General features: G+C 68.6%; 21 protein-coding genes and 1 pseudogene. 11 read left to right on the forward strand and 11 right to left on the reverse strand.

Annotated features, from left to right (window positions below; all coding sequences use genetic code 11):
• Position 1 precedes the first annotated feature (1 nt).
• The 3 genes from P0Y50_06115 to fsa form a co-directional block, all read right to left on the reverse strand.
• On the reverse strand, positions 2-931 hold the full coding sequence (locus P0Y50_06115) for a tyrosine recombinase XerC (protein WEK41179.1): 930 nt from the start codon (positions 929-931) through the stop codon (positions 2-4).
• 157 nt (positions 932-1,088) lie between these two features.
• Positions 1,089-1,802, reverse strand: coding sequence for a DUF484 family protein (locus tag P0Y50_06120; GenBank protein WEK41536.1), 714 nt, complete (start codon positions 1,800-1,802; stop codon positions 1,089-1,091).
• Between the two features lie 51 nt (positions 1,803-1,853).
• Positions 1,854-2,507, reverse strand: coding sequence for a fructose-6-phosphate aldolase (gene fsa, locus P0Y50_06125; protein WEK41180.1), 654 nt, complete (start codon positions 2,505-2,507; stop codon positions 1,854-1,856).
• A gap of 30 nt (positions 2,508-2,537) precedes the next feature.
• Between fsa and P0Y50_06130 the strand changes: the two genes are divergently transcribed.
• The gene (locus P0Y50_06130; protein WEK41181.1) at positions 2,538-4,700 is read left to right on the forward strand and encodes a primosomal protein N'; all 2,163 of its coding nucleotides are present in this window, start codon (positions 2,538-2,540) and stop codon (positions 4,698-4,700) included.
• A 12-nt stretch (positions 4,701-4,712) separates the two neighbouring features.
• Here the strand turns inward: P0Y50_06130 and P0Y50_06135 are convergent, their stop codons facing one another.
• The 3 genes from P0Y50_06135 to P0Y50_06145 are packed head-to-tail and all read right to left on the reverse strand — an operon-like array spanning position 4,713 to position 7,692.
• Entirely contained in the window at positions 4,713-5,132 is a 420-nt protein-coding gene (locus P0Y50_06135) for a Tat pathway signal protein (GenBank protein ID WEK41182.1), read from the reverse strand.
• 12 nt (positions 5,133-5,144) lie between these two features.
• Positions 5,145-6,164: a biotin synthase BioB gene (bioB, locus tag P0Y50_06140; GenBank protein ID WEK41183.1), complete on the reverse strand. Its 1,020-nt coding sequence runs from the start codon at positions 6,162-6,164 to the stop codon at positions 5,145-5,147.
• A 43-nt stretch (positions 6,165-6,207) separates the two neighbouring features.
• Entirely contained in the window at positions 6,208-7,692 is a 1,485-nt protein-coding gene (locus P0Y50_06145; protein WEK41184.1) for a methyl-accepting chemotaxis protein, read from the reverse strand.
• 209 nt (positions 7,693-7,901) lie between these two features.
• On the opposite strand from P0Y50_06145, the gene ahcY reads away from it, so the two are divergent.
• The 3 genes and pseudogenes from ahcY to P0Y50_06160 all read left to right on the forward strand — a co-directional run bounded on the left by ahcY (position 7,902) and on the right by P0Y50_06160 (position 11,301).
• On the forward strand, positions 7,902-9,293 hold the full coding sequence (ahcY, locus tag P0Y50_06150; protein ID WEK41185.1) for an adenosylhomocysteinase: 1,392 nt from the start codon (positions 7,902-7,904) through the stop codon (positions 9,291-9,293).
• Between the two features lie 24 nt (positions 9,294-9,317).
• The gene (locus tag P0Y50_06155; GenBank protein WEK41186.1) at positions 9,318-10,523 is read left to right on the forward strand and encodes an NAD(P)/FAD-dependent oxidoreductase; all 1,206 of its coding nucleotides are present in this window, start codon (positions 9,318-9,320) and stop codon (positions 10,521-10,523) included.
• Positions 10,524-10,996: 473 nt separating this feature from the next.
• Positions 10,997-11,301: pseudogene (locus P0Y50_06160) on the forward strand (zf-TFIIB domain-containing protein).
• 34 nt (positions 11,302-11,335) lie between these two features.
• Here the strand turns inward: P0Y50_06160 and P0Y50_06165 are convergent.
• The gene (locus P0Y50_06165; GenBank protein ID WEK41187.1) at positions 11,336-13,054 is read right to left on the reverse strand and encodes a hypothetical protein; all 1,719 of its coding nucleotides are present in this window, start codon (positions 13,052-13,054) and stop codon (positions 11,336-11,338) included.
• 249 nt (positions 13,055-13,303) lie between these two features.
• Between P0Y50_06165 and P0Y50_06170 the strand changes: the two genes are divergently transcribed.
• The 5 genes from P0Y50_06170 (at position 13,304) to P0Y50_06190 (ending at position 16,835) form a co-directional block, all read left to right on the forward strand.
• A complete protein-coding gene (locus tag P0Y50_06170; GenBank protein ID WEK41188.1) occupies positions 13,304-14,008 on the forward strand; it encodes a response regulator transcription factor in 705 nt (234 codons plus the stop codon).
• The gene (locus tag P0Y50_06175; GenBank protein ID WEK41189.1) at positions 13,977-15,602 is read left to right on the forward strand and encodes an ATP-binding protein; all 1,626 of its coding nucleotides are present in this window, start codon (positions 13,977-13,979) and stop codon (positions 15,600-15,602) included. The genes P0Y50_06170 and P0Y50_06175 overlap by 32 nt, the downstream gene beginning before the upstream one ends.
• Positions 15,599-16,042, forward strand: coding sequence for an HPr kinase/phosphatase C-terminal domain-containing protein (locus tag P0Y50_06180; GenBank protein ID WEK41190.1), 444 nt, complete (start codon positions 15,599-15,601; stop codon positions 16,040-16,042). Before P0Y50_06175 ends, P0Y50_06180 begins: the two co-directional genes overlap by 4 nt.
• A gap of 119 nt (positions 16,043-16,161) precedes the next feature.
• Positions 16,162-16,566 carry a PTS sugar transporter subunit IIA gene (locus P0Y50_06185; protein ID WEK41191.1) on the forward strand — a complete coding sequence of 135 codons (405 nt, stop codon included), beginning with the start codon at positions 16,162-16,164 and terminating at the stop codon, positions 16,564-16,566.
• On the forward strand, positions 16,563-16,835 hold the full coding sequence (locus P0Y50_06190) for an HPr family phosphocarrier protein (GenBank protein WEK41192.1): 273 nt from the start codon (positions 16,563-16,565) through the stop codon (positions 16,833-16,835). Before P0Y50_06185 ends, P0Y50_06190 begins: the two co-directional genes overlap by 4 nt.
• Positions 16,836-16,910: 75 nt before the next feature.
• Here the strand turns inward: P0Y50_06190 and P0Y50_06195 are convergent, their stop codons facing one another.
• The 3 genes from P0Y50_06195 to P0Y50_06205 form a co-directional block, all read right to left on the reverse strand.
• Positions 16,911-17,372 carry a MarR family transcriptional regulator gene (locus tag P0Y50_06195; GenBank protein WEK41193.1) on the reverse strand — a complete coding sequence of 154 codons (462 nt, stop codon included), beginning with the start codon at positions 17,370-17,372 and terminating at the stop codon, positions 16,911-16,913.
• 14 nt (positions 17,373-17,386) lie between these two features.
• On the reverse strand, positions 17,387-17,812 hold the full coding sequence (locus tag P0Y50_06200) for an organic hydroperoxide resistance protein (GenBank protein WEK41194.1): 426 nt from the start codon (positions 17,810-17,812) through the stop codon (positions 17,387-17,389).
• 234 nt (positions 17,813-18,046) lie between these two features.
• A complete protein-coding gene (locus tag P0Y50_06205) occupies positions 18,047-19,147 on the reverse strand; it encodes a phytase (GenBank protein ID WEK41195.1) in 1,101 nt (366 codons plus the stop codon).
• 242 nt (positions 19,148-19,389) lie between these two features.
• On the opposite strand from P0Y50_06205, the gene P0Y50_06210 reads away from it, so the two are divergent.
• Positions 19,390-22,287 (forward strand): TonB-dependent receptor, encoded by a 2,898-nt coding sequence (locus P0Y50_06210; protein WEK41196.1) that lies wholly within the window; start codon positions 19,390-19,392, stop codon positions 22,285-22,287.
• Between the two features lie 238 nt (positions 22,288-22,525).
• Positions 22,526-23,932 (forward strand): dihydrolipoyl dehydrogenase, encoded by a 1,407-nt coding sequence (gene lpdA / locus P0Y50_06215; GenBank protein WEK41197.1) that lies wholly within the window; start codon positions 22,526-22,528, stop codon positions 23,930-23,932.
• 60 nt (positions 23,933-23,992) lie between these two features.
• On the opposite strand, the gene mutS is transcribed toward lpdA, so the two are convergent.
• Positions 23,993-26,674 (reverse strand): DNA mismatch repair protein MutS, encoded by a 2,682-nt coding sequence (gene mutS, locus P0Y50_06220; GenBank protein ID WEK41198.1) that lies wholly within the window; start codon positions 26,672-26,674, stop codon positions 23,993-23,995.
• Between the last annotated feature and the right edge of the window lie 39 nt (positions 26,675-26,713).

The raw sequence follows: 26,713 nt of genomic DNA on the forward strand, positions 1-26,713 counted from the left end.
TCTAGGCGCGCGGATGGGCGGCCGCATAGGCGTTCAAAAGTCTATCCGCATCGACGCCGGTGTATTTCTGGGTGGTCGACAGGCTGGCGTGGCCCAGCAACTCCTGAATGGAGCGCAGATCGGCGCCGGCGCCCAGCAGATGGGTCGCGAAACTGTGGCGCAGGGCGTGGGGGGTGGTGCGTTCGGGCAGGCCGAGACGTCCACGCAGCCGCTGGACCGAGGCCTGGACGTGGCGGGGGCTCAAAGGTCCGCCGCGCCGGGCGCGGAACAGGGCGTCGGCGGGCTGGAGCGGAAACGGCTGGAGCGCCAGATAGGCGTCCACCGCCTGGCGCACGGCGGGCAGGACGGGGACGATCCGGGTCTTTGATCCCTTGCCGACGATCCGCAACGCCTCGCCCAGCGGCGCGTCGGCGCGCGTCAGGGACAGCCCCTCCGATATCCGCAGGCCGCAGCCGTACAACAGGGTCAGGACGGCGCGGTCGCGCGCGGCCTCCCACGGTTCGGCGTCGGGATCGGCGTCCGGTTCGGCCAGCAGGCCGCGCGCCTGATCCTCCGTGACCGGGCGGGGCAGGCTGGGCTTGGCCTTGGGACCGCGCACCAGGGCCAGCTGCGGCGCGGGCGTATCCAGCCGCCGGTCCAGAAAGGCGTGAAAGCCGCGGATGGCCGACAGGGTCTGGCTGAGCGAACGGGCCGCCAGCGGATGATCGCCCGCCGCCTTTGAACCCTGGCGGCGCTCGGCCATATGGGCGCGGACTTCGGCGGCGGTGATGGTTCCAAGATCGCCCAGCGACAGCGCCTCGCCGCGATGGCGCTCCAGAAAGGCGACATACAGCCGGCCGATGTGGCCATAGGCCTCCAGGGTGCGGGGCGACAGCCGCCGTTCGTGCGCCAGATGATCCAGCCAGGCGCGCAGGGCGTCGGGAGCGGTCATCGGTCCATTTTCCATCCGTCATCCTCGGGCTCGACCCGAGGATCGGGCGTCGTGCGTGACGAACGGTGGAGGTCGTGCGCCAACCTGCTCGCACTTGCGACGGCCCATCCGGCCCTCGGGTCAAGCCCGAGGGTGACGGTGAAAGATTGGGCTGTGATCAGTTCAGAATGGGCCATCGCTCGGCCATCCGCTCAACCACGCGCGCCAGGAAGGCGGCCAGCTCGCAGCCCATGTTTGGGGTGAAACCTTCGGGTTCGGGCGAGCCGAAGGCGCACAGGCAGGGACGCGGCGGGCCGCCGGGCGTCAGGTGCGGGGCCATGCGGACCAGGGCGATGGACTTCACCTGATCCTCGGCCGCGCCGAAGAAATTCAGCCCGGTGATCATCGGCCCAAGCCAGGTCAGGCCGTGTTCGCCCAGAAGGTTGTCGACGTCGCCCTCTTCCAGCGCGCGCCAGCCGAAGGGCACGCCGCCGGGCTTTTCCAGGGCGATGGCGGCCCCGGCCAGACCGAACCGGGCCTGGGCCGCGCCGTCCAGACGCCGCGCCAGGTCGGAATGGTTGCGCGATTCCATCAGGTCCAGGGTGGAGACGTGGGTCTGGGTCTGGGCGGCGAAGTTGGCGCGGGCGACCATCTCGACCTCGCGCCGGGCGCCGGCCTCGCGCTCGGCGACGGCTTCCAGCCGGGTCAGGGCGGCGGCGCCGAAGTCCACCACATTGCGTCCGTGCGGGCGCAGGCCGATTTCTTCCAGCAGGGAGCGGTCGTCCAGCAGGGTCTGCGGGTGAGTCTGCAACCAGCCGCGCACCTCGGGCCAATGCAGGCCATCGCCGATGTGCGGGGTTACGTCCGTTTCCGACGTTTCGAAGAGGTCCAATGAGCCGCTCAACAGACCTCTCCGGGACGTGCGATGCTACAGAATAGCCGACTACAAGATGGATTGGCCCGTCTTGGCCCAGTCCGCCACGAAGGCATCAAGACCCTTGTCGGTTAACGGGTGGTTCACCAGCGCCTTGAAGGTGTCGGCGCCGAAGGTGGCGGCGTCCGATCCGGCGACGGCGGCGGCGGCCACATGGCCGACGTTGCGCAAGCTGGCGGCCAGGATTTGGGTCTCGAAACCGTGGACGTCGTACAGGACGCGGATTTCTTCCAAGAGACCGATCCCGTCGGCGCCGTTGTCCTCAAGCCGGCCGACGAAGGGCGAAACGAAGGTCGCGCCGGCCTTGGCGGCCAACAGGGCCTGGGCGGCCGAGAAGCACAGGGTGACGTTGGTCTTGATCCCCTTGTCGGAGAAGACGCGGCAGGCGCGCAGCCCATCCCAGGTCAGCGGCAGTTTGACGACCACGTTCGGGGCGATGGCGGCCAGCTTGTCGCCCTCCTTGACCATGGTCTCGAAATCCAGCGACACGGCCTCGGCGGAAATCGGCCCCTCGACCAGGGCGCAGATTTCGGCGATGACCTCGGCGATGTTACGGCCCGACTTGGCGATCAGCGACGGATTGGTGGTGACGCCGTCCACCATGCCGGTGGGGACCATGTCCTTGATGACGGCGACATCGGCGGTATCGAGAAAGAGTTTCATGGGCGGCTTCATAGCCGAGAGCGAAGTCTGGTGAAAGTCGCGTCGGTCCTCATTCCCCTGCCGGTGCCCGAAGCCTTCGACTACGAGGTTCCCGAGGCGCTGACCCTGACGCGCGGCGATCAGGTCGCCGTGCCCTTGGGGCCGCGCCTGATCCGGGGCGTGGTGTCGGAGGTGTTCGAGACGACGGGCTCGAACCGGCGGCTGAAGGCGGTGGACAGTCTGCTGGACGATCCGGCCCTGCCGCCGGGCGTGGTCGATTTCGTGGAATGGGCCGGGCGCTGGACCCTGTCGGCGCCGGGCGAGATGGCGGCGACGGCGCTGAAGGGCCTGCGCGCGCCGCGTCCCCGGCCCGAGCGTCGGGTGCGGCGGATCGGCCAGCGTGCGCCCTCGCGGGCGACCCCGGCGCGGACCGGCGTGCTGGAGGCCTTGGGCGAGCGGGCGATGACGGCGACCGACCTGGCGCGGGCGGCGGGCGTCTCGTCCGGCGTGGTCAAGGGGCTGATCGACGAAGGCGTGCTGGAGGTCATCGAGATCGAGGCCCGGGCGGCCTTCGACCGGCCGGATCCCGACCATGCGCCCGCGTCGCTGAACGGCGACCAGGCGGCGGCGGCCAAGGCCATGGCGGACGGCGCGGCAGGCGGCGGCTTCCGTCCCTTCCTGCTGGATGGGGTCACGGGATCAGGCAAGACGGAAGCTTATCTGGAGGCGGTCGCGCGGGTGCTGCGGGCCGATCCGGCGGCCCAGATCCTGATCCTGCTGCCCGAGATCGCCCTGACCCAGGCCCTGATCGAACGGATCACGGCCCGGTTCGGCGCGGCTCCGGCCGAATGGCATTCCGGCGTCGCCCCGCCGCGCCGCCGACAGGTGTGGGAGGCGGTGGTCGCCGGCCGCTGCAACATCGTGGTGGGGGCGCGGTCGGCCCTGTTCCTGCCCTTCGTCAACCTGCGGCTGATCGTGGTGGACGAGGAGCACGACGGCTCTTTCAAACAGGAGGAGGGGCTGGTCTACCACGGGCGCGACCTGGCGGTGGCGCGGGCGCGGATCGAGGGGGCGGCGGTGGTCCTGGCCTCGGCGACGCCGTCGCTGGAGACGCTGTGGAACGCCCAGAGCGGGCGTTACGACTGGCTGAAGCTGGGCGCGCGTCACGGCACGGCGGTGCTGCCCGACATCGACCTGATCGACCTGCGCGCCGCGCCGCCCGATCCCCAGACCTGGCTGTCGCAGCCGTTGCGCCTGGCCATCGGCGAGACCCTGGCGCGGGGCGAGCAGACCCTGCTGTTCCTGAACCGGCGCGGCTACGCGCCCGTGGTCCTGTGCCGGGCCTGCGGGCATCGGCTGACGGCGCCCGATACCGACAGCTGGCTGGTCGAGCATCGCTACACCGGGCGGCTGGTCTGTCACCTGACCGGCTTTTCCATGCCGCGTCCGAAACTGTGCCCGTCGTGCGGGGCCGAGGATTCGCTGGTCTCGGTCGGGCCGGGCGTGGAGCGGGTCGAGGAAGAGGTGCGCCAGCTGTTCCCCGAGGCGCGGACGGCGGTCTTCAGCTCCGACACCGCGCCCGACGCCAAATCGGCCCGCGCCCTGATCAAGCGCATGACGGACGGCGAGATCGATATTCTGGTGGCGACCCAGGCCGCGGCCAAGGGTCACAACTTCCCGCGCCTGACGCTGGTGGGGGTGGTGGATGCGGACCTTGGGCTGCGCGGCGGCGACCTGCGGGCGGCCGAGCGGACCTATCAGCTGATGGCCCAGGCGACGGGGCGGGCGGGGCGGGCGGACAAGCCGGGCCGGGCCCTGTTGCAGACCTGGACGCCCGAACATCCGGTGCTAATGGCCCTGGCGGCGGGCGACCGCGACGCCTTCGTCGAGGCCGAGATGGCCGAGCGCGAGGCCGCGTCCCTGCCGCCCTATGGCCGTCTGGCGGCGATCATCCTGTCCAGCGAGAATGCGCAGGCGTTGGAGAAGACGGCCGCCGACCTGGCCCAGGCCATCCCCAACGCCGAACGGCTGGAGGTCTATGGCCCCGCCGATGCGCCGCTGGCCCTGGTGCGGGGGCGGCGCAGGAAGCGGCTGCTGGTGCGGGCCGACCGGGACGTGAACCTTCAGGCCTTCCTGCGGGCCTGGCTGGCGCGGGTCAAGGCGCCGGGTTCGGTGCGGCTGACGGTCGACGTGGACCCCTATTCCTTCCTTTAGGAACGGCCCGGTTCAGATGGCCATGACCGTGCCGAGCAGGACGCGGGCGCCGGGGCGGCCCAGGGTCGTATTGGTGGCGGCCTGAAGATCGGCGGCCAGGCGGTCGACATCGGGCACGGCGCCGGGGCGAAGGCCCGCGCCGAACCGCTGGGCGGCGGTGTTGTAGGCGGCGCGCAGGCGGGGCGCGGACTGCTGGGCGCGGGTGCGAAGCGCCGCGTCGGGTACGTCCACGCCCGTCTCGATGGTCAGAACCCCCCGCCGCCCGTCGGCGCGAATGATCGAGGCGGTGATGATCGGCAGGCGGAAATAGGTCTCGGCCGAGGCCGCGCCGCCGCCTTCCGAAGAGGCGCGGGCGGCGGGGGCGGTGGCGGCGGCCGCCGTCGCGGCGACGGCCAGTCCGAAAAGGGCGCGGCGTTCCATGCAGGAAGCCATAGCCCGAATCCTTTAACCCGCCGTTGCGCCGACCGGCATGGGCTTCAGGTCCAGCAGGGCGAACAGGCGGGCGTCCTCGTCCTGCTCGGGATTGGGCGTGGTCAGCAGCTTTCCTCCGACGAAGATGGAGTTGGCGCCGGCGAGGAAGCACAGGGCCTGCATCTCCGGGCTCATGGTCTCGCGCCCGGCCGACAGCCGCACCATCGCCTTGGGACAGACCAGGCGGGCGACGGCGACGGTGCGGACGAACTCGATGGGATCGATCTCACCCGATTTCAGAACGCGCTCGCCCAGCGGCGTGCCGGTGACGGGCACCAGGGCGTTGACCGGCAGGCTGTCGGGGTGGACGGGCAGGGTGGCCAGGGCGTGCAGCAGGCCGGCGCGGTCCCGTCGCGCCTCGCCCATGCCGACGATGCCCCCGCAACAGGTGCTCATGCCCGCGTCGCGGACGTGCTCCAGCGTGTCCAGCCGGTCCTGATAGCTGCGGGTGGTGACGACCTCGGCGTAGTAGTCGGGGCCGGTGTCGAGATTGTGGTTGTAATAGTCGAGACCCGCGTCCTTGAGCTGACGCGCCTGATCGGCGGTCAACATGCCCAGGGTGGCGCAGGTTTCCAGCCCCAGGGCCTTCACGCCCGCGATCATCGCGGCCAGTTTGGGCGTGTCGCGATCCTTCAGCTCGCGCCAGGCCGCGCCCATGCAGAAGCGGCTGGCGCCCCCGGCCTTGGCGGCCATGGCCTCGGCGATGACGGCGGTCGGCTCCATCAGTTTTTCGGCCTTCAGCCCGGTCTTGAAACTGGCCGATTGCGAGCAATAGCCGCAGTTCTCGGCGCAGCCGCCGGTCTTGATCGACAGCAGCTGCGACTTCTGGACCTGGCTGGGGTCGAACCAGCGACGGTGGACCGAGGCCGCGTCGAACACCAGTTCCATGAACGGGCGGGCGAACAGGGCCTCGACCTCATCCAGAGTCCAGTCGTGGCGGGGCTGCGCCGCGTCGAGGCGGGCGGAAAGATAAGGGGACAGATCATCGGCCATGCCGCACGACTAGCATTCGCCGGCCGCATGAGGAAAGCCGTGGCTACGCCGCGCGACGCGAGCGGCTGGTCTGGGCGACGTCGGCCTGGTCGAAACGGAAGCCCGCGATCTGGCGGGCCAGGGTTTCGGCCTCGTTGGCCAGCTGGCGGCTGGCGGCGGTGGCCTGTTCGGTCATGGCGGCGTTCTGCTGGGTGATTTCGTCCAGCTGTCCCAGGGCCTGTCGCACCTCGGCCAGGCGATCGGCCTGATGGCGCGAAGCCGTGGCCATGCCGCCGGCCAGGTCGTCGACCGCCGCGACGCGCACGCCGATGCTGTGCAGGGCTTCGCCAGTCCGCTGGACCAGTTCGACGCCGCGCGCCACCTGGGCGGCCGATGTGGCGATCAGGGTGCGGATCTCGCCCGACGCCTCGGCCGAGCGCTGGGCCAGGGCGCGGACTTCGGCGGCGACGACGGCGAAGCCGCGACCGGCGTCGCCGGCGCGCGCGGCCTCGACCCCGGCGTTCAACGCCAGGAGATTGGTCTGGAAGGCGATTTCGTCGATCAGGGATGTGAAGCGGGCGATCTCCTGCGAGGAATCGCGGATGGCGGCCATGGCCTGGGTGGTCTCGTCCACCACGGAGCCGCCATGTTCGACGTCGCGGCGGACGGCCACGACGGCCTGGGCGGTGTCCTGGGCGCCCATGGCGGTCTGTTCAACGCCGGCGGCGATCTCCTCGGCGGTTGCAGCGGTGCGTTCCAGCCCGGCGGCCTGGCGTTCGGTGCGCACGGCCAGGTCGTCCGAGGCGATGGCCAGTTCGCCCGAGCCGGTCCGGACCGCTTCGGCGCTGTCGGCCACGGCGCCGAAGGCCTGGCGCAGGCTGGCGGCGGCGGCGTTGAAATCGTCCTTCAGCGTCGCGTATTCGGGCGGGAAGTCGGCCTGGATCGCGACGCCGAGGTCGCCTTCGGCCAGCGTCTTCAGCGCCTGGCCCAGGGCGGCGACCACCTGGGTCTGGCGGGCTTCGGCCTCGGCCTTGGCGGCGGCGACCTGATCGCGCTCGATCGCCAGGGCGTCCAGATAGGTGGCGATGGCCAGGTCCATGTCCAGCAGGGCGCGCTGGTTCAGCTCGGCCAGGGCCTCGCCCGTCTGACGGTCGTGGGCGGGGCCGGCAAAGATCTTGCGCGGGCGGGTCGCCACCGCCTTGATCAACTCGCCCAGCAGCACGCCGTAGCCGCCGATGTACCAGCGCGGCTCCAGGCCGATGCGGGCGTGGGTGCGGCCGATGGTGGTGACGGCGCGGCCATAGTCCTCGTCGATCCGCCCGTCGATAATGGCGTCCCAGTGTCCGATCTGGGCGGTCCTGGCGCGGGTCATATGGGCGTCGTCATGGAAGAAGCGCCGCGTTTCGGGGGTGGCGCGGATACGGTCGTAAAAGGCGTCCAGGGCGCCCGGCGCGGCGGCGCGCAGGATGTCCTGCATGGCGTGGTAGGCGGCCGACGGCTCGGCCAGTCCGGCGAAGGCTGTGCGCTGTTGGATCGCGATGTCGGACATGGCTTTTGAACTCTACTCATACTGGCCGGACGCCCCCGTCACGGCCATGTCCCTTTAGCGAGTGGGGGTTTTGCGGGCGTTAACGCCACGCTTGTTCTGTGTCGGATCGCATAAGGATATCTTTATACGATCATTGCCCCCGCGCGGCTCTCGGGCTATGAGGCGCCAAATCCCTCTTTCGACCCCCCATTCGGCCAGGAGCCCGAGCCATGACCGACTACATCGTCCGCGACATTTCCCTGGCCGACTGGGGCGATAAGGAAATCGCCATCGCCGAAACCGAAATGCCGGGCCTGATGGCGTTGCGCGACGAGTTCGGCGCGACCCAGCCGCTGAAGGGCGCCCGCATCGCCGGTTCGCTGCACATGACCATCCAGACGGCGGTCCTGATCCAGACGCTGGAAGCTCTGGGGGCCGAGGTGCGCTGGGCGTCCTGCAACATCTTCTCGACCCAGGACCACGCAGCCGCAGCCATCGCCGCCAACGGCACTCCGGTCTTCGCCTTCAAGGGCGAGACGCTGGTGGAATATTGGGACTATGCCCACAAGATCTTCGAATGGGCGGACGGCGGCTATCCGAACCTGATCCTGGACGACGGCGGCGACGCCACCCTGCTGTGCGTGCTTGGTCCCAAGGCCGAGAAGGACATCTCGGTGCTCGACAACCCGCAGAACGAGGAAGAGGAAGCGCTCTTCTCGGTCATGAAACGTTACCTGAAGGAAAAGCCCGGCTTCTACTCGGCCATTCGCGACGCCATCGGCGGCGTGTCGGAAGAGACGACCACGGGCGTCCACCGCCTGTATCAGATGGCCGAAAAGGGCGAACTGCCCTTCCCCGCCATCAATGTGAACGACAGCGTCACCAAGTCCAAGTTCGACAACCTGTACGGCTGCCGTGAATCGCTGGTCGACGCCATCCGTCGCGGCACCGACGTCATGCTGTCGGGCAAGGTCGCCGTGGTCTGCGGCTATGGCGACGTGGGCAAGGGTTCGGCCGCTTCGCTGCGCAACGGCGGCGCCCGCGTGATCGTGACCGAGATCGACCCGATCTGCGCCCTGCAGGCGGCGATGGAAGGCTATGAGGTCCAGACCCTGGATGACGCCGCCGGCCGCGCCGACATCTATGTGACGACGACAGGCAACAAGGACGTCATCACCGTCGATCACATGCGGCAGATGAAGAACAACGCCATCGTCTGCAACATCGGCCACTTCGACTCGGAGATTCAGGTCGCGGGCCTGAAGAACTTCAAGTGGGACAAGATCAAGGATCAGGTCCACCACGTCGAATTCCCGGACGGGAAGAAGATCATCCTGCTGTCGGAAGGCCGTCTGGTGAACCTGGGCAATGCCACGGGCCACCCGTCCTTCGTGATGTCGGCCAGCTTCACCAACCAGACCCTGGCCCAGATCGAACTGTGGACCAACGCCGACAAGTACGAGAATCAGGTCTACACCCTGCCCAAGCATCTGGACGAAAAGGTCGCCTTCCTGCACCTGGCCAAGCTGGGCGCCAAGCTGACGACCCTGACCAAGGACCAGGCGGACTACATCAATGTGCCGCAAGAAGGCCCGTTCAAGGCGGATCACTACCGTTACTAGGCCTCTGTTCACGCAGGCTGCGAAATGACGAGGGCGTCCTGCGACGTCCTCGTCGTCGGCGCTGGCGCGGCGGGCATGATGGCCGCCATCGAGGCCGGGCGGCGCGGCCGCCGGGTGCTGGTTGTGGATCACGCCGAACGGCCGGGCGAGAAGATCCGCATTTCCGGCGGCGGGCGCTGCAACTTCACCAATCTGGGCTGCGGACCGGCGAATTTCCTGGGCGAGAATCCCCGGTTCGCCACCTCGGCCCTGCGCCGCTACACCCAGCACGACTTCATCAAGCGCCTCGATAAGGCCGGGATCGCCTGGCACGAAAAGACGCTGGGCCAGCTGTTCTGCGACGACAGCGCCAAGCAGATCGTCCGTATGCTGACGGATGACCTGTCGGCGGCGGGCGTGATGCTGAAGATGAAGACCGGCGTGGACCGTCTGGCCCGCAACGCCGACGGCTTCACGGTCAATCTGTCGGACGGATCACAGGTCACGGCGGGGTCCCTGGTCGTGGCGACGGGCGGCAAGTCCATCCCCAAGATGGGCGCGACCGGCTGGGCCTATGAGGTCGCGCGCCAGTTCGACATCCGTGTCACCGAGACACGCCCGGCCCTGGTTCCCCTGACGTTCGAGGCGGGCCTGCTGGAGACGCTGACCCCGCTGGCGGGCGTGGCGGTGGAGGCGAGCGTGGCCTCGGCCCCGTCGGAGAAGGCGCGAAAGGCCAGCTTCAACGAGGCGATGCTGTTCACCCACCGCGGGCTGAGCGGCCCGGCCATCCTGCAGATCAGCTCCTACTGGCGCGAGGGCGAGGCCATCGTCGCCGCGATGGCGCCGGGCCGGAACATCTTCGACGAACTGAAGGCGGCCAAGGCGGCGAACGGGCGCCAGGCCGTGCATACGGCGTTGAGCCACATCATCCCGCGCCGTCTGGCCGAGACCCTGTGCGCGCGCGAGGGGGCGGCGGGCAATCTGGCGGACCTGTCGGACAAGGTGCTGCGCAGGCTGGATCAGGCGGTCAACGCCTGGAGCGTCAAGCCGGTGGGGTCGGAAGGCTATCGCACCGCCGAGGTCACCCTGGGCGGGGTCGATACGGCCGCGCTGGACCAGCAGACGATGCAGGCCAGGGCGGTTCCGGGCCTGTATTTCATCGGCGAGGCGGTCGATGTGACCGGCTGGCTGGGCGGCTATAATTTCCAGTGGGCCTGGTCCTCGGGCTGGGCGGCCGGACAGGTCTGCTGATTTTTTCAGGGTGCAATCAGTGCGCTTTTCCGCCGACAGGGCAGAGACGGACGCCAAAAAAAACGTCTGAATAGTCTGAAATGTCCAGATCGAGCCGATCTCTGTCTGGGCGCGCGACGATGTCAAAGACCGGGGCGACAGTCTAACCGGGCTGGACGCCGCGACAGGCAGATGGTCGCTTGTCCGACGCAACCCATGGAAAAGACGCGTCTTCGTCTCGGCCGATAGGACGGCAGGCGGCGACGAAACGTCCTGCGGCCGCGCGACGCATGGCGGAGGAGCGGGGCGGCGCCTAGCTTGGAACGGCGGAACGGGCCCCTCTGGCGTCACCGCGACCTGGCGTCTTCCCCTTCCTTTCGCCGGGCCGCCGGGCGCGATGTCGGACCGCACGGGTGCGTCGACGCGGCTGGGCTTTCTTCCCCTCCTGGCCTCTGTCGCGTCGACCGCCCGACCACTGTGAACGGAAAGCCCGAATGCCGCTGTTGATGTGCCCCAATGACGACGCCGCCATGCAGACGCTGGAACGAGACGGCGTGCAGTTCGACATGTGTCCGACCTGTCGCGGGGTCTGGCTGGATCCGGCGAACTGGAAAAACTGATGTCGGGCGCCGCCGCCGTGCAGGCCGCGCCTCCGCCGCAGCCGCCGCCGCCGCAAGGTCAGACGTGGGGTCACAGCCCGCCCTATCGCGAGGCGCGATACCGGGACGACCGCCATCGCGACGGCGACCATCGCTACAAGAAAAAGAAGCGCGACAGCATCTTCGACATCTTCGACTGAGACGGCGGGGGCGTCCCCGGTTCGACCCCGCCCCTCACGCCGCCAGACCCGCCGCCTGCATCAGGCCGCGAAGCGCCGCGACGCTGTCGGGGGCGGCGGACAGGGCGGTGCGGGTTTCCGGGGCGCGGAGCAGGCGGACGGCCTCGGCGCGGGCGCGCTCGGCCGACGGCCCCAGCGGTCCCGCCTCGCCGGCGGCCAGTTTCAGCAGGGCGGCGAGTTTCTGCGGCGCGGGGGCCGGGGCGCGCACGATCTGGGCGACCAGGCCGGCGTCGACCTCCAGACGGGCGCCTACCGCGCCGATGGCCTTGGAGATATGCGCCTGGTCGTGTTCGGCCAGATGGGCGGTGCGCGTCGCCCGTTGCAGTCGCGCCAGTATGGCCAGCTTCTGCGACGGCGAGGGACCGCCGGGCGCGACCTGACGCATCTCGGTCTCGAACCGCAGCGAGCCGATGCAGGCGCCCAGCCAGCGGGCGGCCGCGCGCTTGTTGGCGCCGCCGGTCACATTCTCGCACAGGCGGGTCAAGTGTTCGGCCTCGGCCAGCACGCTCTGGCAGCCGGCGACATAGGCGGCGACGAAATCGGCCGTGACCAGGCTCTTGGACCGCTCCACGAAGGCGGTCTGGACCTCTTCCAGCGTCAACAGCCGTCCGGCCGAGGCCGTCAACGCCATGGCCAACAGCCGCAGGATGTCGATCTCGCCCACCGGATCGTGCGGCCGAAGACGGCGCGGGCTGGTCAGTTCGCGCGTCACCATCCGGGCCAGGGCGGCGGCCAGAAGCGGAAACTCGCCGGCGGCCAGATGCACGCCCAGCCGGGCGGCGGGGCCGTCGATGGCCGGCATCATCAGAGACAGGCGCGGGTCCAGCTTCAACAGGCCGTCCATCTCGTCCGGGGCCACCATCCGCACGATGGCGGCCAGATTGGCGCCCTGGTCCAGCGCCGGGCCCAACACCGCGTTCAGGTTCTGGCGCAGGGCCAGCATCTCGGCGACGATCTGCTCCACCGCCACCACGATCAGGGCGCGGGGCGGGCCGTCCGCCGGTGCGGCGTCCATCAGGTCCATCAGGGTCGACAGCCGCGCGCGGGGGCCGCTCTGGCCCGCGAGGGCGCCGGCGACCACTCCGCCCATGCGAAAGGCGCGATCCGGCGCCCCGCTGAACCGATGGGCCAGGTCGGCGATGGAGCGGTCCTGCAACGACGGGAACAGGCCGTCGCGCCCGGCCTTGCGCAGCCGCACGATCGTCTGTTCGGTCAGTTTGTGATAGTGGCGGACCAGGGCGTGGACGTCCTGGCCGGTCGACTGGCTTTCGGGGACGGCGACCTTCTGGATCGCGTGCTGAAGCTCGATCCCCGCCGCCTCCAGCCGCTCGGCCACGTCGGGGCGGTGCAGCAGTTCGAAGGCGGTGACGCCCTCACGCCGCAGCCAGTCCTCCAGCACCCGGCCGATCAGGGCGCGGGCATGGGGCGAATAGAGTTCGGCCGGGCTGGTGCAGGCGGGGCGCGCCGCAGGAGCGACCGCCTTCTTCCTGAGCGGCTCGGGCGCGCCCAGCGTCAGGATGGTGACGGAGGCGAACTCCATCGTCTCCGGGTCCAGCGTCTCCTTGGTCACGCGCGAGGCGACGGCCAGCCGGTCGTTCAACTGATCCTCGGCCGCCTCGATGGCCTGTTTGCGGTTCTCGGTGGCGATCAGCAGGGTCCAGGCCGCGGGCGCGGTCTTGCGGACATAGACTTCGTAGTGGATCGGACCGGCCATCGGGCCTCCTTGGACCCCAAGCCTTTAAGGCTAAGTTTCATCCCCCCGGGCGCCCCGGAACATGGCTGGGGCGCCTGCGCGTTGAAATCGCGAGCGGAACCAACCATCTTCGCCGAGACTTGCGCGAGGGCGTTCGAACCGAATTCCCTTCTGGTCGGGGCGTCATGGCCCTAATGTGACCGTGATCGAACGGTTACGCTTGAAGCGCGTTCCTGCTCGCAGGACCGCAAAGTTCAGGAGAAGACACCCTTGGCGAACATCACCCTGGTCGATGACGACGAGAACATCGTGGCGTCCGTGTCGTTGGCGCTGGAAAGCCATGGCCACAAGATCACCGCCTATCACGACGGGGCCTCGGGGCTGGCCGCCCTGGAATCCGCGCCGCCCGATCTGGCCATTCTGGACGTGAAGATGCCGCGCATGGACGGGATGGAGGTGTTGCGCCGCCTGCGCCAGACCTCGCAGATCCCGGTCATCATGCTGACGTCCAAGGACGAGGAGATCGACGAGATCCTGGGCTTCAACCTGGGCGCCGACGACTATATCCACAAACCCTTCAGCCAGCGTCTGCTGATCGAGCGGGTCAAGGCGCTGCTGCGCCGCACCGGCGCCGACGGCGGAGAGCCGGAAGCCGCCGCCGAGGTCTCGGGCCGGGCGATCAAGCGCGGCAAGCTGTCTATGGACCCGGCGCGCCACGAATCGACCTGGGACGGCAAGCCGGTCAAGCTGACGGTGACCGAGTTCCTGCTGCTGCAGGCCCTGGCCCAGCGGCCCGGCTTCGTGAAGAGCCGCGACAACCTGATGGACGCCGCCTATGACGATCAGGTCTATGTCGACGACCGCACCATCGACAGCCACGTGAAGCGGATGCGCAAGAAGTTCCGCGCTGTGGACAACGAGTTCGACGCGATCGAGACCCTGTATGGCGTCGGCTACCGCTACCGCGAGAGCTGATCGGCCCGACGGGCGCGAGCCCGACGAGGAACGCGTGCGCCGGCCGTTGTTCCGCCTCGGCGGATCGCGGCTGGGCGGCTTCATCCTGGCGCTCAATCTGCTCAGCCTGCTGATCCTGTTCGGCGGGGCGTTGGCCCTGAACGAATGGCGGCCGGGCCTGATACAGGCGCGCCAAGAATCCCTGACGGTTCAGGCCGAACTCCTCGCCAATATTCTGCGCGAGAAGGATGTCACGCGCGGTGAACCGACGCCCGAACTGGACCCCATCCGCGCCTCGCTGTGGCTGACCGACCGCTTTATTCCGGCAGGACAGCGGGTTCGGCTTTACGACATCAATGGGCTGCTGCTTGTTGACAGTTATCAGGTGACGGAAGCCATCGGCGGACGGCCTTTGCCGCCTGCGCGACGTGCCGGATCGCCCACCGAAGACGACGGCGTCTCTGACATCGTCAAAGAACGGCGGCTTGAACGCGCCGACAGCGAACTGGCCGCCGAGGTCAGCGCGGCGCTGGACGGAACGCCCCAGGCGACGCTGCGCCGCAACGAATCCGGGGACCGGGTGGTGTCGGTCTCCATTCCCGTGCGCCACGTGCGTCAGGTGCTGGGGGTGCTGACGGTCGAATCCGGTGATGTGGACGAGATCCTCAGCGCCCAGCGGCGCGCCCTGGTGCCGTTCGCCCTGGTGGCGCTGGGGGTAAATCTGCTGGCCTCGCTTCTGCTGCATCTGTTCGTGGCGCGCCCGATCATGCGGCTGTCGGCGGCGGCGGATCAGGTCAAGCTGCAACGCGCGCGCGCCATCTCCCTGCCCGATCTGGAGGACCGCAAGGACGAGATCGGCGATCTGGCGCGGTCGCTGGAATCCATGACCGACACCCTGTCCACCCGCATGGACGCCATCGAACGGTTCGCCGCCGACGTGTCGCACGAGATCAAGAACCCCCTGACCTCTATCCGTTCGGCGCTGGAGACCCTGCCGCTGGTCAAGACCGACGCGCATCGCGAGAAGCTGACGGCCCTGTTGCAGCAGGACGTGCGGCGGCTGGACCGGCTGATCACCGACATCTCCAACGCCTCGCGCCTGGATGCGGAGCTGTCGCGCGACCGGCCGCGCCCCATAACGCTGAACCAGCTGCTGACCGACATCGTCGGCGTCTATGACACCACGGCCAAGCCGGGCGACATTCCGGTGCTGTTCCAGGCGCCCGAGACGGCGCTGCGCGTCATGGGCCGCGACGGGCCGCTGGGTCAGGTGTTCCGCAATCTGATCGACAACGCCCGCTCCTTCAGTCCGGCGGATGGGGCGGTGCGCGTCAGTCTGGAGGAGACGACCGACGACCTGCCGGTGCGCGTGCGGGTCGAAGACCAGGGGCCGGGCATCCCGCCCGAGAACCTGGAGACGGTGTTCGAACGCTTCTACACCTCGCGGCCGCAGGGGGCCAAGTTCGGCTCCAACTCGGGTCTGGGCCTGTCCATCGTGCGTCAGATCGTGGAGGCGCACGGCGGACGCGTCCACGCCGAGAACCAGATGCAGGACGGGCAGGTCGTCGGCGCCCGGTTCGAAATCCTGTTCCCGGCGGTCGGCCGCCGGGCATGAGGTCCGCCGCCCCGATCCATGCCGCCCCCATCCACGCCACGACGGTCGCCGTGCGCCGCACAGAAGGCTGGCGCGGGGTGATGATCCTGGGCGCGTCGGGAGCGGGCAAGAGCGATCTGGCGCTGAGGCTGATCGGGCGCGGCTGGCGGCTGGTCAGCGACGACTATACCCAGGTCTGGGCCTCGGGCGGCGCCCTCTACGCCCGCGCGCCGGTCGCCATCGCCGGCCGGATCGAGGTTCGCGGCCTGGGAATCGTGTCCGCCGCGACACGGCCGATGGTCAGAGCGGCCCTGTCCGTCGCCTGCACGCGTGAGCCGGTCGAACGCCTGCCGGAGCCGCGATCGCGGGCGTTTTGCGGGGTGGACCTGCCCCTCCTGACGCTGGACCCGCGCCCCGCCTCGGCCGTCGATGTGGTCGCAGCGGCGTTGGAGACGCTTTGAAACGCTGCAAGACGGGTCTATGACACCCCCCTTGCGGTCCAAGGAGGGCGGCGTCCGGCCTCCTCGCCGGGCGGGGGAACGTTCGGGACGGTTCGGGGCGGGATGCGAGTGAAGTCCTCATGATCGGTCTGGTCATCGTCACCCACGGCGGGCTGGCGTCAGAATTCCTTTCGGCGATGGAGCATGTGGTCGGCCCGCAGCGCGGGGTCGCGGCCATCTGCATCGGACCCGACGACGACATGGAGCGTCGGCGGCGCGACATCGTCGATGCGGCGGCGGCGGTTGACGACGGCGACGGCGTCATCCTGCTGACCGACATGTTCGGCGGCACCCCATCCAATCTGGCCATTTCAGTGATGGAGCAGACCCACGCCGAGGTGATCGCCGGGCTGAACCTGCCCATGCTGATCAAACTGGCCAGCGTGCGCGGGCGCGAGACGCTGGAGGCGTGCGTGGCCCATGCGCAGGACGCCGGGCGCAAATACATCTCGGTCGCCTCCTGGGTGCTGGCGGGCGAGAAATGAGCGTCAAGGCGACCCTGAACATCTGCAACACGCGCGGCCTGCACGCCCGCGCCTCGGCCAAGTTCGTCAAACTGGCCTCCAGTTTCGAAAGCGAAATCCACGTCGCGCGCGATGGCGTGACGGTGGACGCCCGCTCGATCATGGGCCTGTTGATGCTGGGCGCCGGCATCGGCTGCAGCATCGACGTGTCGGCCGAGGGGCCGGACGCCGAGGAGGCGATGGAAGCCTTGAGCGACCTGGTCGCACGCAAGTTCGACGAGGATCAGTAGGCCTCGGCCCGGCCCGCGAGGATCGACCCGAACGGCGAGCCTTTAGCCGTATGATCTAACGCCGACGCACGACCGTCATTGGCCAGGTTCGCAACGGCCGAGCACCGCAATCAGATCGCGCACGATCCGACGAACCTCGTCGGCCTGGTCTTGGGTGACCTGGGTGCGGGCGGCCAGGAGCGCCGGTATGTGCGCCGCCTGATCGCGCAGGGCGTCCCCCTTGCGGGTGAGGTCGATCTGCACCCGCCGCTCGTCCCGGCTGTCGCGTTCCCGCGTGATGAGGCCAGCCGTCTCCATCCGCTTGAGCAGGGGGGTCAGGGTTCCACTGTCCAGCAGCAAGGCCTCGCCCAGTGCGCTGACCGTCTTTGGCGCCTGCTGCCACAGCGCCAGCATCACAAGATACTGCGGATATGTCAGGCCCAGGTCGGACAGGATCGGGCGATAGAGGCGATTGAGCAGGTTGGAGGCCGCATAGAGCGGGAAGCACATCTGGTCTTCAAGCCGCAGAACCACGGCCTTGCTCGATGGGTCTTCCATCCTGCCTCCTTGCATCACCGCGTGCTGACCGTCAGCGCCACGTCGACATTGCCCTTCACCGCATTGGAATAGGGGCAGGTGGCGTGGGCTTCCTGAACGATGTTCTCCGCCGTCGCCTGGTCTACGCCGGCGATGACAACGTCAAGAGCGACAGTCAGTGCGAACCCGCCGCCGGCGTCAGGACTGAGGCCGACGGTTGCGGCCACGTCGATGTCGTCGTCGCGAACCTTGGTCGCCTTGTTGCGGCTCACGTGGATCACGGCGTTCTCGAAACAGGCCGCATAGCCCGCGGCGAAGAGTTGTTCGGGGTTGGTCGCCCCGCCCTTGCCGCCCAGTTCCTTGGGCAGGGCCAGCGGCAGATCCAGCAGACCGTCGTTCGTTCGGACGGAGCCGTGGCGTCCACCGGTGGCGGAGGCTGTGGTGGAGTAGATCGCGCTCATCGCGGCTTTCCTTCTTATGCAAGATGCCTCTCTGTAAATCGAGAAACAGTTTTACACAATTAAATTGTGTGCAATTAAAAATCCCCTGGGATTTCCAACCTGGAGCGGGCTGTCTATCCGCCGCAGCGGCTGGCCAGCGGACGCTTGTCCGACACGGCTTTTCTGATGGTCAGGTCGCGCCTGTAAGGCCGCGCCGATCCTGCTGACGCCACGCTCTAGGATGCGGCGCGGGGATTACAGCCCCAGCGCCCGGCGGATGTCGCGCCAGTCGACGTATTTGAAGTTCTGGGCGCCGCCGTCGTTGACGTCGTCCTGGATGACCACGACGCCTTCGGGGAAGGGGCCGACCGGCCCACTGGCGGCGGCGAGGCCGTCGGTTCCGGTGACGCCGTCCACCGCGCCGTCAACGACCTTGAACCGGCCCTTGTACTGCGGCGCCGGGCCGTCGATGCGCCAGACGGGGAAGGTGGAATCGCCCTGGCTGGAGGCGATCAGATAACGGCCCGAGGCGTCGGCGATGGTGGTCAGGCCCTCGGCGTCGGCGACCAGGATGTCCTTGGCGATGGGCTGGATCAGGGTGCGGGTCGCGCCAGAGGCCGGGTCCAGGCCATAGCGCCACAGGCCGATGTTCTCTTCGTTGATATAGAGGGCGTCGCCGGTCGTGTCGGCGGCGCAGCCTTCGGAGATCGAGCCGATCTCGGCGGTGCGGACCAGGCGGGCCACGGGCTTGCCGGCGGCGTCGGCGGTCAGGATGAACTGGCGCAGTTCGCCCTCATGGCCGACCAGGATGGCGTGGACCTCGGCGCCGCGACGGGCGAAACAGAAGCCGTAGGGTTCGACAACGTCGGTCGCCACATGGCCCCAGTAGCGCACGCCGTTCTGGCCGGTCCCGGCCGGGTCGAAGACATAAAGCGAGACGCCGGTCTTGCCCGGCGTGCGGTCGCTGGCGCCCAGCACGACCTGCGGCCGGCCGTCGATCGACAGGCCCTCGACCACATCGACGTTGTTCAACAGACCCTCGGGCAGGAACTGAAGGATGCGGCCGTCGAAGCCATAGATATAAAGACCCGACTTCTTGTCGGTGCCGGCGACGAAGCCGGGCGTGGCCTGGCCCATCACCATGACCGGCGTTGTGCTGGCCCAGACGGCGGGGTCGTCGGCGGCGTCCTGGCCGGGGGCGCCGACAGGCGGGGTTTCCAGGATGGCGTGAACGGGCGCGCCAGGGCCGACGAGGCCGCCGCCTTCACCCTGGAAATCCACCTCGTGCGCGGCGCAGCCAGCCAGCAGCGACATTAGGGCGCAGGCGGTCGGCAGGCGAAGGCGAGGGCGGCGCATGGGGTGGGCTCCGAAACGGGATGCGGCGTCCTTTCGCCATGGAAGCGGCGCGGTCAACGGCGGTGTCGTGACGGTTGCGCGTCGCGTTGATGACCAATGATCCGAAAAAGGATCAATCGTCTCGTGACTGTCTGAAAATCGCGAAACATGCGTCGTGAAACCGTCGTTTTCGCGTCGTCGCCAAAGGTTAAGCGCCGCCTTATCGGTCCAGGCGAAATGTCGCCGATCGAAGGGGACATGAGATGAAGCTGAACCTGCTGATGAGCGCCGCGCTCAAGCCCGTGCTGATGGCGCCGATGATCCTGGCGCCGATGGCCGCCGTCGCGCACGCCGAGACCGCCGACGCCGTGGCCGCCTCCTCCGTCGCTGGAGACGTGATCTATGGTCGCGTGACCAACGCCTCGGGCGCGCCCCTGCCGGGCGCCGAGGTGGTGGTGCGCGGTTCGGGCCAGCGGGTCGTGACTAACACCCAGGGCGAGTTCACCCTGCCGACCGCGGCGGGCCAGATGGTTCTGGACGTGCGTTATCTGGGCCTGCCCTCGGCCAGCCAGTCGGTCGTCACCACGCCGGGCGAGGACGCCAATGTGGCCATCGTCCTGGGGTCGGCCTCGGCGACCGACGTGGCGGACGTGATCGTGACCGGCGTCATCACCGACGGCGTCGCCCGCTCGCTGAACCAGCAGAAGAACGCCGACGGCACCGTCAATATCCTGTCGGCCGACGCCATCGGCCGCTATCCCGACCCGAACGTCGCGGAATCCCTGCAGCGGGTTCAGGGCATCGCCATCCAGCGCGACCAGGGCGAGGGCCGCTATATCAACGTGCGCGGCGCGCCGTCGTCCTTCACCGCCGTTTCGGTGGACGGGGTGGCCATCCCCGCCGTGTCCCCGTCGACCCGCGCGGTCGATCTGGACACCCTGCCGTCCGACATCGTCTCCACCGTCGAGGTCTCCAAGACCCTGCGCCCCAGCCAGGACGCGGACTCCATCGCCGGGGCCGTGGACATCAAGACCCGCTCGCCCTTCGACAAGCGTCGTCTGGCCATCAGCGGCTATGCCGGCGGCAGCTACAACGACTACGGCGGTTCGGACACCCGCGCCGCCGCCACGGCGTCGAACGTGTTCGGCCCGGGCCAGACCTTCGGCGCCCTGGTCTCGCTCAGCTATTCCCAGACCAACCGCCGCCCCGACAATGTCGAGAACGCCTGGATCTTCGACGACAACGCGTTCCTGAAAGGCACGACGCCCAACCCGGCGTTCGGCCACTATGTGCTCGAGGAAGCCCTGTTCAAGGACTATGAGACCGAGCGCACCCGCAAGGCGGTGACCGGCGCCCTGGAATGGCGGCCCAACGACGCGCTTCGCGCCTGGGTGCGCGGTTCGTTCGCCGAGTTCAATGACGATGAATACCGCGACACCCTGCGCTTCAACTTCTCGGACGGCACGGCGACGGGCACGGTGACGGATCAGGCCGCCACCTATTCCAAGGCGCGCATCTACAAGGCCCTGCGCCACCGCGAACAGAACAACCAGATCACCACCCTGAACGCCGGGGCCGAATACACCTTCGGCAATGGCGCGGTCTGGGACGCCACCCTGGCCTGGGCCAAGAGCGAACAGACCTATCCGCACCGCGACGAACTGGTGTTCCGTTCGGCCGACAGCCTGACCCTGGGCTACAACACCGCCGACCACTATCAGCCGACCTACGACGGCTTCGCCTCGACCTATTACCAGACGCCCGGCAACTACAAGTTCCGTGAGAACACCTTCCGCGACAACACCACCGAGCAGGAAGACGTCTCCTTCAAGACCAGCTACGAACTGCCGACCGTGATCGGCGGCCGCGAAGTGACGCTGAAGTTCGGCGGCAAATACAGCACCCGCGACGTCTCCTCCGACGAGGAACGTTTCCGCGCCCGGCCGGACGACAAGCTTCCTCCGCCCGATCCCGGCACGCTGGCCTCGCTGATCAGCGACCGCGAGTCCCGCAACTACGGCTATGATCTGGGCTTCAAGATGGATCATGGTTTGGTCGCCCAGTATCTGGACAATGCGGCCCAGGGCGTATCCAAGTCCGCCACGGCCCGCCGCATGCCCCAGTCGGTCAGCGCCGACTATACCGCCAACGAGGACATCCTGGCCGCCTATGGCCAGGCGCGCTTCGATGTCGGCGCCACCAACGTCCTGATCGGCCTGCGCGTCGAGAAGACCGACTTCGAAGGCTCCGCCGTCAGCGTCCCGCCCAAGGGTGATCCCGTCCCGGTCAACGTCAGCCGCGACCAGACCGACTTCTTCCCCAACCTGACCCTGCGCCACAGCTTCAGCGACAACCTGATCGGTCGCTTCGCCCTGACCCGCGCCATCTCGCGCGCGGACTACAAGGACGTCGTGCCGCGCCTGCTGGAGACCAGCGAGAACGTCACGGACGACGGCCAGACCCGCGTCAGAACCACTGTCTCGCGCGGCAACCCGGATCTGAAGGCGACCCTGTCGAACAATATCGACCTGGGCCTGGAATATTATCTGCGTCCGCTGGGCGTGATCTCGGCCAACGCCTTCTACAAGGACCTGTCGGACTACCGTTTCACCCTGGTCACGGCAGGCGTGCCCTATCAGCCCGCGCCGTCCGGCACGGCCGACGTCACCGAAGCCCTGAACGCCGACGGCCATCTGGCGGGGATCGAGTTGAACTGGCAGCAGACGTTCGACTTCCTGCCGGATTGGGCCTCGGGCTTCGGCGTCTTCGCCAACCTGACCCTGACCGACGCCGAGATCGAGACCAGCGCCTCCTACGCCGGCCGCAACACCTTCACCCTGCCCGGCCAGTCGGACACGGTCTATAACGCCGCCCTGTTCTATGAGCGTTACGGTCTCAGCGCGCGCCTGTCCTACACCCACCGCAGCGAGTTCCTGGAAGAGATCAACGCCACGCGGCCGGGTCTGGACCTGTATGTCGAGGGGCGCGGTCAGCTGGACTTCACCGCCAGCTACGACTTCGGCAACGGGGTGGAGCTGTTCGGCGAGGCCAAGAACCTGACCGACAGCGCCGGCGTGCGCTACTACGGCGTCAAGGAGCGGACCTACGAGTACGAGAAGTTCGGCTATAACGTCTTCGTCGGCGTGCGCTTCAAGCTCTGACCTTCCAAGGTTCGGAGACGACCCAAGGGCCGGGCGGCGACGCCTGGCCCTTTTCGTTTGTCGAGACGCGCAAGCTCCCGCCGGACGCGGTCTGTTTCGATGGGCGTGGTCACATCCTGCTCACAGGGCCTCCAAAGGTCGCAAACCCGTCCCCATATGGAGCGCGGCGGTTGACCCCGGCGGGTCTGGCGCCTAAGCCCCGCGCAGCATTGCAAGCGCTGAACGATCAGAGGATATCATGGCCGAAGCCACCGCTCCCTACGACGTCGTCATCATCGGCGGAGGGCCGGGCGGCTATAACGCCGCGATCCGCGCCGGCCAGCTGGGCCTGAAGGTCGCGTGCGTGGAAATGCGTTCGACGCTGGGCGGCACCTGTCTGAACGTCGGCTGCATGCCGTCCAAGGCCCTGCTGCACGCCTCGGAGCTGTGGGACGCCGCCAATGGCGAGTTCGCCAAGATCGGCATCGAGGTCTCGCCCAAGCTGAACCTGCCCCAGATGCACAAGGCCAAGGACGACAGCGTCCTGGCCCTGACCAAGGGGATCGAGTTCCTGTTCAAGAAGAACAAGGTCGAGTGGATCAAGGGCAAGGGCAAGATCGTCGCCAAGGGCAAGGTCGAAGTCACCGCCGCCGACGGCGCGGTCCAGACGCTGGACGCCAAGAATATCGTCATCGCCACCGGCTCGGAACCGACCCCGCTGCCGGGCGTCGCGTTCGAAGCGGGCAAGGTGATCGATTCCACCGGCGCCCTGTCGCTGCCGTCGGTGCCCAAGAAGTTGATCGTGGTCGGCGCCGGCATTATCGGCCTGGAGCTGGGTTCGGTCTGGCGCCGTCTGGGCGCCGAGGTGACGGTGGTCGAATTCCTGGACCGGATCACCCCCGGCATGGACACCGAGGTCGCCACCGCCTTCCAGCGCACCCTGGCCAAACAGGGCATGGTCTTCAAACTGGGCGCCAAGGTCACGGCCGCCAAGTCTGGCAAGGATGGCGTGGAACTGACGGTCGAGCCGTCGGCCGGCGGCGCGGCGGAAACGATCAAGGGCGACGTGGTCCTGGTCGCCATCGGCCGTCGTCCCTATACGGACGGTCTGGGTCTGGAGAGCGTGGGCGCCACGCCCGACAAGCGCGGCTTCATCGACCATGACCACTTCAAGGTCGCAGATGGCGTCTGGGTGATCGGCGACGTGACCCATGGCCCGATGCTGGCGCACAAGGCCGAAGAGGACGCGGTCGCCGTGATCGACACCATCGCCGGCAAATACGGCCACGTCGACTACGCCCTGGTCCCCAGCGTGGTCTACACCTTCCCCGAAGTGGCCTGGGTCGGCCAGACCGAGGACCAGCTGAAGGCCGCCGGCGTCCAGTACAAGAAGGGCAAATTCCCCTTCGCCGCCAACAGCCGCGCCAAGATCAACCACGAGACCGACGGCTTCGTGAAGGTTCTGGCCGATGCTGCGACGGACAAGGTGCTGGGCGTCCACATCATGGGTCCGCAGGCCGGCGAAATGATCCACGAGGCCGCCATCACCATGAGCTTCGGCGGCGCCTCGGAAGACATCGCCCGCACCTGCCACGCCCACCCGACCCGTTCGGAAGCCGTCCGTCAGGCGGCCATGGATGTCGAAGGCTGGATGATGCAGGCCTGATCCGAAACGGATCGAGGTTGCAAGCAAGGCCCGGACGGCGACGTCCGGGCCTTCTTCACATCAGGCCAGACCCTTAAGCCGATAGAGCGCCTCCAGCGCCTCGCGCGGGGTCAGGTCGTCGGGATCGACGTCACGGAACGCCAGTTCCAGCGGCGACGGGCCGCGCACCGGCTCCGGCTCGGCGACGGCGAACAGGGGCAGGTCGTCCAGGCGGGCGGCGGCGGCCTTTTCGCCCTCCAGACGCTCCAGCACCGAGCGGGCGCGGGCGACGACGGAGGTCGGCACGCCCGCCAGCTTGGCCACCTGAACGCCATAGGAACGGTCGGCGGCGCCCGGCGCGGCCTCGTGCAGGAAGACCAGATCGCCGTTCCATTCCTTGGCGACCATCGACAGGTTGCAGACGTGGTCCAGCCGCGTCTCAAGCTGGGCCAACTCGTGATAGTGGGTGGCGAACAGGGTGCGGGCGCGGTTGGTCTCGTGCAGGGCCTCGGCCGTGGCCCAGGCGATGGCCAGGCCGTCATAGGTGGCGGTGCCGCGCCCGATCTCGTCCAGCACCACGAAGCTTCTGGGCGTGGCCTGGGTCAGGATGGCGGCGGTCTCGACCATCTCCATCATGAAGGTGGAGCGGCCGCGCGCCAGATCGTCGCCCGCGCCGACGCGGCTGAACAGCCGGTCCACCACGCCCAGACGCATCGAACGGGCCGGTACGAAGGCGCCCGCCTGGGCCAGGATCACCAGCAGGGCGTTCTGGCGCAGGAAGGTCGACTTACCGGCCATGTTCGGCCCGGTGACGATGGTCAGACGCGATCCGTCCTGGCCCGATCCGTCCAGCCGGGCGTTGTTGGGGGTGTAGGGATCGCCCGCCGCCTTGACCGCCGCCTCGACCACCGGGTGGCGACCGGCCTCGACGCAGAAGGTCAGGGTGTCGTCCACGGCGGGACGGACGGCGCCGACTTCCTGCGCCCATTCGGCCAGGGCGGCGTGGGCGTCCAGTTCGGCCAGGGCTTCGGCGACGGCCTGCAGCGGCTGGGCCAGGGCTGCGACCTCGCGCCGCCAGGTTTCGAAGGTTTCGCCCTCGATGGCCAGGGCGCGGTGCCCGGCCTGGCTGATCTTGGCGTCCAGTTCGGACAGCTCGACGGTGGTGAAACGGACCTGGTTCGCCAGGGTCTGGCGGTGGATGAAGGGGCTGTCGGGACCCGCGCGCAGCAACCCTTCCGCCGCCTTGGCCGAGGTCTCCAGGAAATAGCCCAGGACGGCGTTGTGCTTGACCTTGAACGGCACGCCGGACTCGGAAACGGCGCGGGCCTCCAGATCGGCGACCACGCGGCGGCTGTCGTCGCGCAGGGTGCGGGCGGCGTCCAGTTCGGGGCGATAGTCGGGGCGCACGAAGGCGCCGTCGCGGGCCAGATGCGACGGCTCGTCCACCAGGCCGTCGACCAGATCGGCCTTCAACCCCGACAGATCCGCCGACAGGGTCAGCCGGTCCAGCGCCAGGGCGATGCGGCGCGGCTGGCCGGTCAGGGGATCGACCTGACCGATGAACAGACCGGCGATGGCCTCGGCGATCGACAGGCCGATGCGGACGGCGGCCAGATCGCGCGGGCCGCCGCGTCCCAGCGCCAGACGCCCGACGGCGCGGGCCACGTCCGACGACGCCTTCAGACCGTCGCGCAGGTCGCGTCGCAGATCGCGCCGCTCCAGCATCCATTCGACGGCGTCCAGTTGTTCGTTGATGGCCAGGGGATCGCGCAAGGGGCGAGCGATCCTTTCCGCCAGCGCCCGCGCCCCGCCCGCGGTGACGGTGCGGTCGATGCAGGCGAGTAGGGAGCCTTCGCGTTCGCCCCTCTGGGTGCGGTCGATCTCCAGACTGGCGCGGGTCGCCGGGTCGATGGCCATGAAACCGCTGTCGCCTAGACGACGGGGCGGGGCCAGCGCCGGAACCTTGCCCGCCTGGGTCGTCTCCAGATAGGCGGCGATCAGGCCGAGCGCCGAGACCTCGGCCTCCTCGAAGGCGCCGAAACCGTCCAGGGCCGCCACGCCATACAGCCGCTCGACCCGCGTGCGCGCGGCCTGGGGCTCGGCGATGGCCGAGGCCAGGGCCTGAACCACTCCGCCCGAGCCGTCCAAGGCGTCGCGCGTCGTCTCGTCCGAATACATCCGGTCGGTGACGAGGACTTCGGACGGGCGGAAGGCGGCCAGGGCGGCGCCCAGGTCTTCAATCGCACAGGCGACGCTGTCGACCGCGCCAGAGGACAGCTCGACCACGGCCACGGCCGCCCGACCCTTTCTGACCGCGACCGCCGCCAGACGGTTGGCGCCGCGCGCGTCCAGCAGACTGTCCTCGGTCAGGGTGCCGGGGGTGACGACCCGCACCACGCCGCGATGGACCACCGCCTTGCCGCCGCGCTTCTTGGCCTCGGCTGGGTCTTCCAACTGTTCGCAGATGGCGACCTTGTGGCCCATGCGGATCAGGCGGGCCAGATAGCCCTCCATCGCATGGACCGGCACGCCGGCCATCGGAATGTCCTCGCCCTGATGCTTGCCGCGCTTGGTCAGGGTGATGCCCAGGGCTGCCGCCGCGACCTCGGCGTCCTTGAAGAACAGCTCGTAGAAATCGCCCATGCGGAAGAACAGGATGGCGTCCGGCTGACCCGCCTTTGCCGTCAGATACTGCGCCATGAAGGGCGTCGCGCCCTCCAACGAGGCGGCGATTTCGGGCGGGTGAGACACAGGCGCGTTCATGTGGCGACAGGGTGACGGATCGCGCCCGACCGCTCAAGT

The organism is Candidatus Brevundimonas colombiensis, from assembly GCA_029202665.1.
GTDB lineage: Bacteria > Pseudomonadota > Alphaproteobacteria > Caulobacterales > Caulobacteraceae > Brevundimonas > Brevundimonas colombiensis.